Annotated in this window: 11 protein-coding genes and 2 tRNA genes; 9 read left to right on the forward strand and 4 right to left on the reverse strand. The window is 38.4% G+C overall.

Features of this window, described 5'->3' with window-relative positions; genetic code table 11:
- Positions 1-35: 35 nt before the first annotated feature.
- From rnhA to purF, 3 genes are all read left to right on the forward strand, one after another.
- The gene (gene rnhA / locus A6B41_RS04525) at positions 36-497 is read left to right on the forward strand and encodes a ribonuclease HI (protein WP_027074813.1); all 462 of its coding nucleotides are present in this window, start codon (positions 36-38) and stop codon (positions 495-497) included.
- 151 nt (positions 498-648) lie between these two features.
- On the forward strand, positions 649-1,152 hold the full coding sequence (locus A6B41_RS04530; protein ID WP_027074812.1) for a CvpA family protein: 504 nt from the start codon (positions 649-651) through the stop codon (positions 1,150-1,152).
- A gap of 14 nt (positions 1,153-1,166) precedes the next feature.
- Entirely contained in the window at positions 1,167-2,684 is a 1,518-nt protein-coding gene (gene purF / locus A6B41_RS04535) for an amidophosphoribosyltransferase (protein ID WP_027074811.1), read from the forward strand.
- Positions 2,685-2,732: 48 nt separating this feature from the next.
- Here the strand turns inward: purF and A6B41_RS04540 are convergent, their stop codons facing one another.
- Positions 2,733-3,182, reverse strand: a complete 450-nt coding sequence (locus A6B41_RS04540; RefSeq protein ID WP_027074810.1) for a DUF5358 family protein — start codon at positions 3,180-3,182, stop codon at positions 2,733-2,735.
- Between the two features lie 17 nt (positions 3,183-3,199).
- Positions 3,200-4,309 carry a murein transglycosylase A gene (gene mltA / locus A6B41_RS04545; protein WP_027074809.1) on the reverse strand — a complete coding sequence of 370 codons (1,110 nt, stop codon included), beginning with the start codon at positions 4,307-4,309 and terminating at the stop codon, positions 3,200-3,202.
- A 211-nt stretch (positions 4,310-4,520) separates the two neighbouring features.
- Between mltA and A6B41_RS04550 the strand changes: the two genes are divergently transcribed.
- The 3 genes from A6B41_RS04550 to A6B41_RS04560 all read left to right on the forward strand — a co-directional run bounded on the left by A6B41_RS04550 (position 4,521) and on the right by A6B41_RS04560 (position 6,501).
- A tRNA-Met gene (locus A6B41_RS04550) sits at positions 4,521-4,597 on the forward strand.
- A 138-nt stretch (positions 4,598-4,735) separates the two neighbouring features.
- Entirely contained in the window at positions 4,736-6,196 is a 1,461-nt protein-coding gene (gene xseA, locus A6B41_RS04555; RefSeq protein ID WP_027074808.1) for an exodeoxyribonuclease VII large subunit, read from the forward strand.
- A 219-nt stretch (positions 6,197-6,415) separates the two neighbouring features.
- Positions 6,416-6,501 (forward strand) — tRNA-Leu (locus A6B41_RS04560).
- A 54-nt stretch (positions 6,502-6,555) separates the two neighbouring features.
- Here the strand turns inward: A6B41_RS04560 and A6B41_RS04565 are convergent.
- Positions 6,556-7,413 (reverse strand): oxamate carbamoyltransferase subunit AllH family protein, encoded by an 858-nt coding sequence (locus A6B41_RS04565; protein ID WP_027074807.1) that lies wholly within the window; start codon positions 7,411-7,413, stop codon positions 6,556-6,558.
- Positions 7,414-7,537: 124 nt separating this feature from the next.
- Here A6B41_RS04565 and allB point away from each other — a divergent pair, with 124 nt between their 5' ends.
- Both allB and A6B41_RS04575 read left to right on the forward strand, forming a co-directional pair.
- On the forward strand, positions 7,538-8,944 hold the full coding sequence (gene allB, locus A6B41_RS04570) for an allantoinase AllB (RefSeq protein WP_027074806.1): 1,407 nt from the start codon (positions 7,538-7,540) through the stop codon (positions 8,942-8,944).
- Positions 8,945-9,026: 82 nt separating this feature from the next.
- Positions 9,027-10,355, forward strand: a complete 1,329-nt coding sequence (locus tag A6B41_RS04575; RefSeq protein ID WP_027074805.1) for an NCS1 family transporter — start codon at positions 9,027-9,029, stop codon at positions 10,353-10,355.
- Between the two features lie 111 nt (positions 10,356-10,466).
- On the opposite strand, the gene A6B41_RS04580 is transcribed toward A6B41_RS04575, so the two are convergent.
- Positions 10,467-11,321, reverse strand: coding sequence for an alpha/beta hydrolase (locus A6B41_RS04580; RefSeq protein ID WP_027074804.1), 855 nt, complete (start codon positions 11,319-11,321; stop codon positions 10,467-10,469).
- An 80-nt stretch (positions 11,322-11,401) separates the two neighbouring features.
- Here A6B41_RS04580 and allE point away from each other — a divergent pair, with 80 nt between their 5' ends.
- On the forward strand, positions 11,402-12,187 hold the full coding sequence (gene allE, locus A6B41_RS04585; RefSeq protein ID WP_027074803.1) for a (S)-ureidoglycine aminohydrolase: 786 nt from the start codon (positions 11,402-11,404) through the stop codon (positions 12,185-12,187).
- Positions 12,188-12,204: the final 17 nt, after the last annotated feature.

Here is a 12,204-nt window from a genome sequence, read left to right on the forward strand (position 1 = left end):
ATGCTTTGGGGCTTTTGTTTTCAAAGATTAAAGTGATGAAATTAGTTGAAATTTTTACAGATGGTTCTTGTTTAGGAAACCCCGGTAAAGGCGGAATCGGTATTTTGCTTCGCTACAATGGGCACGAGAAAACTGTCAGCAAAGGTTATTTTCAAACCACCAATAACCGAATGGAATTGCGTGCGGTGATTGAAGCATTGTCAATGCTAAAAGAGCCTTGCAAAGTGCAATTGAATAGCGATAGCCAATATATGAAAAACGGTATTCAAAAATGGATTTTTAACTGGAAAAAAAATGATTGGAAAACGAGCGATAAAAAACCGGTTAAAAATAAAGATTTATGGATAGCTTTAGATAAAGAAATTCAACGTCATCAAATTGAGTGGATGTGGGTTAAGGGTCATTCAGGGCATCGGGAAAATGAAATTTGTGATGAACTGGCGAAAAATGGAGCGAATAATCCAACTTTAGATGATGTTGGCTATATTGTAGAATAAACAGTCTTTTCAAGCGGTCATATTTTGCAAATTTTTTGCGAAATGCAACCGCTTGTTATTTTGCGTAGATTGCTAAATTTTAACAAAATAGGGCTACGCAAACGTTTTCTTTTTTTGTAGAATAGGAGAGCTTTAAGCTTTAAGGTGTTTTATGGTTGATTTAATTGTTATCGGGATCATTGCTTTTTCTGTATTAGTCAGTTTATGGCGAGGTTTTACTAATGAAGCATTATCGCTGCTTGGATGGGTAATTGCATTTTTTGTGGCAAGCTCTTTTTACCCTTATCTCAGTAGTTATCTTACCCAGATAAATTCGGTTTACCTGCAAAATTCGGAATTTTTACGTAATGGCTTGGCAGCAGCAATTCTTTTTATTTTAACCTTAATTGTATGCGGTGTAATAAACGGTTTGCTTAGTAAAATTATTGATTTAAGTGGGCTATCTATTACGGATCGAATTTTGGGCGGTGCTTTTGGTGCATTGCGTGGTATTTTAATTGTTTCAGCCATTTTATTTTTCTTAGATACCTTTACCCAAGCAAGTCAGACAGAATTATGGAAATCATCGTTATTGATTCCGCACTTTGACTTTATTGTGAAATGGTTCTTTGAACAGTTACAAACAAATTCAAGTTTTTTACAAACGACTAAATAAAGAGGTCTTTCTATATGTGCGGCATTGTCGGTATTATTGGGAACTCGCCGGTGAATCAGGCGATTTATGATGGTTTAACATTACTACAACACCGAGGACAAGATGCCGCAGGGATCGTAACAATAGATGATGAAAATCGCTTCCGCTTACGTAAAGCAAATGGCTTGGTAAGTAATGTTTTCCAGCAAGAACATATGATTCGCTTGCAAGGAAATGCGGGGGTTGGCCATGTCCGTTATCCAACTGCAGGTAGCTCTAGCGTATCGGAGGCTCAACCTTTCTATGTGAATTCACCGTTTGGCATTACTTTAGTGCATAATGGAAACTTAACTAACAATGCCGAGTTAAAAGAGCGTTTGTTTAATGAAGCCCGCCGTCATGTCAATACGAATTCCGACTCTGAATCTCTTCTTAATATTTTTGCCTACTTTTTAGATCTTTACTCAACTCAACACTTAAGCCCAGATAATATTTTTGAAACGATCCGTAAAACGAATAATACTATTCGTGGTGCTTATGCTTGTATTGCAATGATTATCGGGCATGGTATGGTAGCGTTTCGTGATCCGTTTGGTATTCGCCCGTTGGTATTAGGTCAGCGGGTAGTTGAGGGCAGAACCGAATATATGTTTGCTTCAGAAAGTGTCGCTCTTGATGTTGTTGGTTTTGATTTCGTTCGAGATGTATTACCGGGGGAGGCGATTTATATCACTTTTGACGGTCAATTATATTCGCAAATTTGTGCAGATAATCCAAAACTCCATCCTTGTATTTTTGAATATGTGTATTTTGCCCGTCCTGACTCTGTGATTGATGGAGTATCCGTTTATGCAGCCCGTGTGCATATGGGAGAGTTATTAGGTGAGAAGATCAAACGTGAATGGGGTCGTATTATTGATGATATTGATGTAGTTATCCCAATTCCGGAAACGTCAAACGATATTGCCGTGCGTATTGCTAATGTGCTTTATAAACCTTATCGCCAAGGTTTTGTTAAAAATCGCTATGTTGCCCGTACCTTTATTATGCCGGGGCAATCTCAACGTAAAAGCTCGGTTCGCCGTAAACTTAATGCGATTGCTTCGGAGTTTAAAGGTAAAAGTGTACTGTTAGTTGACGATTCTATCGTGCGTGGCACAACTTCAGAGCAAATTGTTGAAATGGCACGAGCCGCAGGAGCGAAAAAAGTCTATTTTGCTTCAGCCGCTCCGGAAATTCGCTACCCAAATGTTTATGGTATTGATATGCCAACTTGTGAAGAGCTGGTTGCCTATGATCGTTCAGTTGATGAAGTAGCGGAAATGATTGGGGTGGATAAACTGATTTTCCAAGATTTATCAGCTTTATATCAATCGGTACAGATGGAAAATCCAACTATCCACCACTTTGATGCTTCAGTCTTTACCGGTGAATATATTACCGGCGATGTGGATAAATGTTATTTAGATGCGATTGCCAATGCCCGTAATGACCAAGCAAAAGCGAAAGCGGCAAAACAAGCCACTAATTTGGAAATTCATAACGAAAGCTAAACGCCAAATATAAAAAGAAAACTCGCAATAGATATTGCGAGTTTTTTGTTATTTATAGACTTTAGGTAGTGTATTTTGCACTCGTGTATACACATCTTGATAAGTAAGCTTAAAATCCTCACAGAGTTCTTTATCAACATTTGCTTTTTGATGATTTAATTTAGTATGCAATAAATTGAAATAATTCATTGAAGAGTCATCTGTTTGCATCATATTAAAATGTTTCTCACCTAACAATTCTTTCAGTATTTGGTGTTCAAAATACTGGATAGTGAGTGTCTCAGCGACACTCCATTTGCTGTAAATCTCTTTATAATTATGTTTACCTAAGTCAGGGTAAATACATTGTTCAATATTGTTAAGCTGTCGGATAAAAATCTTCATATCCATATCGGATATTTTATATTTAGGCTCTGTTGAAGCGGTTGTATTTTCCGGATCATTTGCAAATACAAGATTTGAACAGAGCAATAAAATAACTAAGACTTTTTTCAACATATTTACCTACTTAAAAATTAATTTAGTACCCAAACACGACCATAGTGTTTTATTAGCCCGGCTACATGACCTGCTTTATCGCCAATACCTTGATATAAATCGAAGTGATGACCTTTTACCGCACCGCCCACATCAAGAGCAATCATTAAACGCATTTCGTGTTTTCCTGTCCAGTTTCCGTTTTTATCAATAAGTGGCATTTCCACTAATAAGACACTGCCGGAAGGCACAATACTACGGTCTGAAGCAACAGAGGCTAATGCAACTAATGGTACACCGGCAGAGCCTTTTACTTGACCGGTAGGATCATTTTTAAAGAAAACATAAGATGGATTACGTTCTAACAACCCTTGCACGCGGCTTGGATTACGCTCACCCCAGTCACGAATGGCTTGCACAGACATTTTCTCTTTTGGAATTTCACCATCTTCTACTAACAAACGCCCAACACTCGCATATTTAAAGCCGTTTTGACCAGCATAGGCGAAATAATTTAAACGTCCATCACCAAAATCGACATAGCCACTTCCCTGTACGCCTAATAAGAAATTATCAAGCATAGAATCACTATAAGCTAGCTCTAAGCCTTGACCTTGCAATGCACCGGCATAAATGTCAGCACGTGAGAAGCGTTTATTAGCCGGTATAGCATAAATTGGATGCTGATATTTTCCTTGTGGTGTGCGGCGTGCATTAATAACCGGTGAATAATAACCGGTCATCAGCACATTTTGATAGCCATCTTCACCACGCATTAAACGGGTAGTAATGCCATGTTTTGCCAGATCGTTGATATTCGATCCTGAGGCGATCCAGCGACTTACTTTACCATAAGCAATAGAGTGAGAATCCGCTAGGCTGCTATAAGCGCGAACATTTGATAGCTGCTGTAAAAAATCACGCTGATTAACCGGTGCGGTATTTAAAATTAAACGTCCGCTTTGGAAATGGATACCATAAGGCATAAATTGTCGGCCACTATATTTAGCCCCAAATTTTATTTTTTCGCTATCGTATCCACCGGCTTTTGTTTTGGTACCGGATGGCGATGAACATCCGACTAAAATAGTAGTAGCTACTGCTATTGTTGCGAATGCAATGGCTTTTTTATATGCTTTCCAACTCATGTAAAATCCTTGTTTCATAAACTATCAAATCTGAAATAAAGGTGAAGAATAGCAAAAATGCAGTTAAAATAAAACAAGAATATATTTGTATGATTTTAGCTCAATAAATGGATTTTTATACTATTTTTGTGCTAATTTAAATCAATTAAACTAAATATCTACTTTTTTACTTGTTATTATTCTGTATTGCTATATTATAGCTTCCATCAGACGCGGGGTGGAGCAGCTTGGTAGCTCGTCGGGCTCATAACCCGAAGGTCGTTGGTTCAAATCCAGCCCCCGCAACCAAATTTCAAGCCTCCGATTTATCGGAGGCTTTCTTTTTGCAATTTTTTCATAAAAAATAACCGCTTGTTTTCTTATTGGCCCTTTCTCTCATCTTAATTTCTCGCTACACTGCATAAAAATTCTTTCAATTTTACGATTATGAGCAATATTTTAACCGTCACTCAACTGAACTATTCTGTCCGTCATTTACTTGAAATGGAACTTAGCCAAATTTGGCTAACCGGTGAGATTTCCAATTTCAGCCAGCCTGTTTCCGGCCATTGGTATCTCACGTTAAAAGATGATAAGGCTCAAGTACGTTGTGCGATGTTTAAAATGAAAAATGCCAAAGTGCATTTTCGCCCGCAAAACGGTATGCAGGTTTTGGTACGAGCAAGTGTTACCTTGTATGAACCAAGAGGGGATTACCAAATTATTATTGAAAGTATGCAGCCGGCTGGAGAAGGTTTACTGCAACAGCAATTCGAGCAACTTAAAGCAAAGTTAGCTGCTCAAGGTTTGTTTGCTCAAGAGCATAAAAAAACGATTCCATCTTTTGCTAAACGAGTGGGGATTATTACCTCATCAAGTGGTGCAGCACTGCAAGATATTTTGAATATTCTACAACGCCGTGATCCTAGTTTATCTGTGGTTATTTATCCTACTTTAGTGCAAGGTAAAGAGGCTGCACAAGATATTGTTAATGCGATTGAATTAGCAAATCGTCGCAATGAGTGCGATGTATTAATTATAGGGCGTGCTGGAGGTTCATTGGAGGACCTTTGGTGTTTTAACGAAGAGGTGGTTGCTCAAGCGATTTATCGTTCTCAAATTCCAACCATTAGTGCCGTTGGACACGAAACAGACATCACTATTGCTGACTTTGTGGCAGATCTTCGTGCACCGACTCCTTCTGCAGCGGCAGAATTAGTAAGCCGAGATCAAAGAGAATTATTACGCCAATTGCAGCACCAATTCGATAAAGTTAATTTAGCTTTTGATCGTGTTTGGAGTCGAAAAGTTGGGCATTTCCAACAGTTAATATTACGCTTAAATGCTCAGCATCCAACCAGACAGCTCCAATCGCAGCAGCAAAAATTCGCTCATATTAAATTCCGCTTGGAATATACGATTAACTCTCTTTTAGCCGCTAAAAAACAGTATAGCAAAGAGCTTGGCTTACGCTTGGCGAGTCAGCATCCTAAAAAGCAGATTGAGCGTCAGAAGCAAACTTTAAGCCAAGCTATGAAAAATTTACAGTGGCAAATAGAACAATTGTTACTTAAAAAACAACAGCAGTGGACGTATTGCGCCAAAAGGTTTGAGAAAAATCCATTTCCTTATCAACTTAAAGAAAAGCAAGCGTTATTCACTACATTTTCTCAGCGTTTAGATTATGCAATTGAGAAGAAAATGCTGACAGATAGTCAACGCTTTCAGTCATTATGCACTAAGCTAGATGGGCTAAGTCCATTGAAAATCCTGACTCGAGGCTATTCCATCACTCAAACGGAAGACGGAAAAATGTTGACTTCCACCACTGATTTGAAACGGGGAGATAAAATTACTACCCAGCTAAAAACAGGAAAAATAATAAGTCAAGTAGTGGATTTTTTGTAGGGGAAATTTTGAACGCCCTGAATTTTGAAAATTAAATATATGAAAATCAGTAGGTTAAATATCTATAAACAGGGTTGTGCACTTAGTTATCCACAGAGTGTGTGCATAACTATTTTTGTAAAGATGAACTGACTGCTGGTTTTTAAATCAACCGATTTTTAAGCCCCTTTTTATGCTTGCACAAGCGGTTATATTTTTCTATAATTTCGCAAAATTTAAGCCAGTGTGGCGAAATCGGTAGACGCAGCGGATTCAAAATCCGCCGCCCATAAAGCGTGTCGGTTCGAGTCCGACCACTGGCACCATTTAGTTAAGAAGAACCCAAAAGAATAGTGATATTCTTTTGGGTTTTTTGTTTGCTATTTTGCTGAATGAGTCAATAACTCACAGGCATAATAAATACCAAAAAGCGTATCCATACCTGAGGAGTGACCAATCTTTTCAAATTGTGTTTGGATGTGAGAAATATTGATAGATTTGCTTTCATTTAAGTTTAAAAAGTCTAAAACAGTAGCAGAAAATTGTTGCATTAACGCACATTCTAGAAATCTTGCGCTAATAAGATTTGTTTTATCTAGGTTTTGTTGGATCTGCTCTGTAAGAGTTTGATAAAAAACGTTTTGCGTCAAGTTCATACGTTGAAAAATTGCTAAAAATCCACAAAGAAAATCATCTCCGCTAGGAGTTAGTCCAATTCCTAAGCCAATAAATTTTGCCAGTTTGTAAGCAGCATTATACATATCTTTGTTGTGGTAGAGGTTTTGTACCTCGTATAGATATTTTTGGCAACTGAACAAAATCAGATCATCAGAACTACCTTTTAGTATCTGTGTGAGTCCTGCTGTATTTGTTTGTTGTAGAATTTGTTGTGCAGTATTAGAATACAGGGAAAGTAAGTTCTTTTCTGATGGAATACAAGCGGTCAATTTTGAGCAAAAAATTGCACAATTTTGATAATGCAGATTAAGCCGATATTGTTGTTGTGGAAATAGTGAAAGTTGTTGAAATTGTGCTACCGATAAACCGGTAATCAAGCTAACCGGTGAAAGATAGCTGCCTTTGGGCTGTAAAGCAAAAATTTTATTGTGAATCAATAGGTTAATAGTTTTGTTATAGATGGAATGAATATATACAATCGGCATATTTCCAACTAACTCTTGGGCATAATCAGAGGTGGCTGAAAGGGAGATGTTTATTATTTGTTCTTTTATATTCATGTTTGTAAAATACCTATTGATTTCGTATGATTTTATTCTTTAGTATAAACAAAGCTTGGAATGATGTTTCATATTTTGCATTTTCCTTTCAAACTATCAAAAGTCAATAAAAAGAAGGTTCATTATGTATGATTTAATTGTTAAAAACGGACAATTAGTAACGCCGGATAGAATTTATCCTGCTACTATTGCAGTGAAAGAGGGAAAGTTTGCAGCATTTTTCTCGCCTGATATAGAAGTTCAAGCCAAAGAAGTTATTGATGCTAAAGGTAATTTTGTTTATCCCGGGATTATTGACTGCCATGCCCATTTAAATGAACCTGGCTTTGATTATCGAGAAGATTTTGAAACAGGTTCCCGTGCCGCAGTTGCCGCCGGTTGTACGACGCTCATCGATATGCCTCTGAATAACGATCCTTCCCTCATCAATAAAGATGTCTTTAAATTAAAACACGCCAACGTAAGTAAACATTCCTTTATCGACTTTGCCCTTTGGGGCGGTATTGTCGGTGATTATGATGACAGCCCTACTTCAATTAAAAGTAACTCTGCCGATTTAGTCGATCTTGAAGCTTGCGGTGTTGCTGCCTTCAAAGGCTTTACTTGCCCGAACGGTGATTTATTTCCAACCGTAAATTTAGGCAACGTGCGTAAAGCATTGGAAATTTTAAAACCGTTTAATGCGTTGTCGGGTTTTCATTGTGAAGAATTTGGTCAGGTAAAAGAGCGTGTTAAAGAGGCAAAGGCGAAAACAGGCTTAACCAATCAAGAAAAGATCCGTGAATTTTTAGATGCTCACGATGTGTGGGTGGAGTATGTCGCAACTAAAAATATTATTGATATGTCACGTGCAACCGGAGGGCGTGTGCATATTTGCCATGTAACACACCCAATGGTGGCACAACTTGTTAAAGATGCGATTTATGAAGGCTTGCCGGTATCGGGTGAAACTTGCCCACACTATTTAGGCTTTACCGAAGATTTTGTGTTTGAAAAGGGCGGTCCGGCAAAATGTACCCCTCCGTTGCGTAAAAAAGAAGATATGGAAAAACTTTGGGATTATGTGATTGACGGCACGCTTTCTTGCGTGGGTAGCGATCACTCGCCGGCAGCGGATGAAGAAAAAAATAACGAGACTCACGATATCTGGGAGGCTTGGGGTGGTTTAAACGGTATTCAATTCTTCTTACCGATGATGTTTGATATGGTCGTTCATCAACGCAAACTTAGCCCAACTTTGATTGCGAAAGTAATGGGTGTGAACCCGGCAAAATTATTCGGTTTATACGGTCGTAAAGGGGCGTTTGAAATTGGTTTTGATGCGGATATCGTGATTGTCGATCCGGAAAAACCGTGGAAAGTCGAGCAAGAAAAACTCTTCACTAAAGGTCATGTGACTTGCTTTAACGGTTTAGAAGGAAAAGGTGCAGCAACCCATACCTTTATTCGTGGGCGTTTAGTGGCAGAAAACGGTATGTATAAACAAGATGCAATGGGATACGGTGAATTTATTCGTCCGGTCAAACGTTAAAGATTTAAGTGCGGTCAATTTTTGAAACTGACCGCACTTTTATTATTAAAAATAACATTATACGATTTACAGGAGCAACAACATGTCTGAAAAAAACAATCTACAACCTATTCCGGAAAATAAGCGGATTATGGATCTACTTTCTTACCTCTTTCTTTGGCTTGGAGGATGTGTATCTATCGGCACCTTTGCCCTAGGGTCGGGTCAACTAGAAAAAGGGCTAAATTTAACGCAGGCTTTTGTCGCAATGTTAATTGGTTCGTTATTGCTGATTGTGTGTTTATGTTTAAACGATCAAATGAGCTATAAAAGCGGCGTGCCTTATGCAGTTCAATTAAAAAGTGCCTTTGGCACAAAAGGCGGTATTTTACCGGCAATGTTACGAGGTGTTCCGGCAATTGTTTGGTACGGGGTGCAAAGCTGGCTAGGTGGCTCAGCAATTAACCAAATTTCTATTCTTTTATTTGGTTATGATAACTTAGTTCTTTATTTCTTATTATTCCAATCATTGCAAATTTGGATTTCAACCACTGGTTTCCATGGTTTGAAATGGTTAGAAAATATCGGTGCGGTTATTATTATCGCTTCTCTTGCTTATATGTTCTATGTTTGTATGACTAAGTTTGGTGGGCGTATTGAAGAAAACCTCATCAATAAAGAAGGTACTTGGGGCTTGCCATTTGTGAGTGCAATTGTAGCATTCTTCGGTGTAAATGTACTGGTAATGTTAAACGTAGGCGACTATGTTCGTGAATTAAAACCGGGCTATTCTACAGTAAAACGTGGTGTAGTGTATTTCTTAGCAATGGTGCCAACTACCGTATTTATGGGGGTTATAGGCTTAATGATTTCTTCTGCAACAGGTATTGCTAACCCAATTAATGCCTTTGCACAAGCAGCAGATAATAAATTCTTAGTAGTTATCACATTAATCTTCATTTTATTTGCTCAAATGACGACTAATTTAGCGAGTAATGTAGTACCGCCTGCTTATGCATTAATGGATGCATTTAAGATCAAACATAAAACTTCCGTTATTCTTATTGGGCTATTAGCAATTGCAACTTGCCCTTGGTTAATTACCTCCGATGCCTCTTCAAAAGGCGTGGATATTTTCGTCTTAACTTATACGGTGTTCTTTGGTCCGATTTTCTCTGTGTTATTAGTGGATTATTACATTTTACACAAAGGCAAAATTGATATTGCTGAGTTGTATGATGAAAACGGTAATCGCAAAGGCGTTAACTGGGCGGCAATTATGGCTATTTCGGTTGGTGCAGTAATTGGTTTATTTAATGCAGATATTTCATTCTTAACAGCAACGATTCCAACTGCATTAGTTTATTATTTCGGTATGAAATATATGGCATCAAGTGCACGTTTTAGAAAAGGGACGATTTTGGAGAAGTAATCTCTGAATAACCCCATACGAGCCGTATGGGGGCAATAGACAGAGCCACCTTGTGGCTCAGAAAAATAAGTCCCTGCGGGATTTGGTTTAATTAGCCTAGCACGGCTCGTGCTAGGTATTTTGAATAAACTCGATGGTTGCCTTCAACAATTCCTGCGTATGCACAGATTGTTCATCACGATCAAAATCGTGGAGGTCGGCAGCAATCACAAAGCGAGTTGGATTGAATTTTTCACACAGTGCCTGAAATTCAGCAAATGGCACATCGGGGTCATTGGTTGCGTGAGCAGCAAATATCGGTAGGTTCAATTCAGCCAAGCGTAAGCTGTAATCAAGGTAGAAGAATTTATCTCTGCCTTGATAAATAAGCGATTTCCATTTGCCTGTTTGACGGGCATAAATATAGGTGCTGAAGTGAGTATTTAATGCGGCTTCTTGGCTGGGAGTTGTTATCAGTGATTGAAAGGTGCTTTCACTCACTAATGGCAATTTTAAATAATGAGGGCTTGGACTATCAAACCATCCATCGGTTAAGAAACCATAGCCGTAAAAAGAAATCACGCCCTTGGGCTGAATCAGTTCATCTTGTTGGCTTAATTTGGTGGCAGCTAATAAAGCAAGATAGCCACCAGCAGAACGCCCGAAAAGAAAATAGGGAAGCTCAGTTGCAAATTGATTTTGTAACGTTTTTAAAGACAATAAAATGGATTGCATAATTTGTTCAAGCTGAGCCTGTGGTGCAAGCGGGTAATTTATCGCAAAAATTTGCAAACTTGCTTGAGTAAATTGGTTAAGATGAAGTGCAGGTAAATCCTCTTTACTGCCATACAGCAAACCGCCCCCGTGCAAATAGATAAGATTGGCTACAGGTTGGGTTTCATCATCTTGGTAAAGTGTTGCCTCAATAGGCAGTACAGTGTGTTGAATTTCAATAGAGTTTAGGGTGATTTGTGTCTTTTTCAGCATAAGGATCCTCAACGGTTTTGTGCATTATAGTACAAGATAAATTCAAGTTATCAAACTCACTTAAGGTAAAGGAGAATGTCATGGGATATTTGAATGCTCAAACAGGCTATCGCAAAGGATTACTTGAAACACGTTCGGTAGTTCGTAAGAATAACTTTGTGATTTTGGAAACGGACGGTTTAGTGAAAAACAGTATTCCAAACTACCATCATTGCGATATTAGTATTTTATCTTCACCAGCATTAGGTGCATCTTTTGCGGATTATATCGCAACAGTTCATCCAACGGGTGGCTGTACACAATTAGGGGGTAATGGCATTGAGGTATTTGTCTACTGTGTAAGCGGTCAATTATCGGTAAAAAATTGCGATACTGAAGCGACTCTTGAAACCGGAGGCTATATTTTCTCACCTGCTGATAAAGTACTCAGTTTTATTAACCATTCTTCTAGTCCGATTAAAATTTATATTCACCGCCGCCGTTATACTCCGCTTGAAGGCCAGCAAGCGAAAACCTACGTCGGCAATGTAAATCAAATAGAATATAGTGAATATGAAGGCATGAAAACCTGCTTGATTAAAGATTTACTCCCTTCTGCCACCGATTTCGGTTTTGATATGAATATGCACATCTTATTATTTAAGCCGGGTGCTTCACACGGTTACATTGAAACCCATTTCCAAGAACACGGAATGCTATTTCTTTCCGGTAAAGGCATGTACCGGTTAGACGATGAATGGATCCCGGTGAAAAAAGATGATTATGTCTTTATGGATTCCTATTGCCCACAAGCCTGCTATGCCGTTGGCGATGAAGATTTTGTCTATATTTACTCGAAAGAGTGTAATCGTGATGTAGAACTTTAATTTAACGTTGAGGAATT

It is taken from the genome of Mannheimia granulomatis (assembly GCF_013377255.1).
Lineage (GTDB): Bacteria > Pseudomonadota > Gammaproteobacteria > Enterobacterales > Pasteurellaceae > Mannheimia > Mannheimia granulomatis.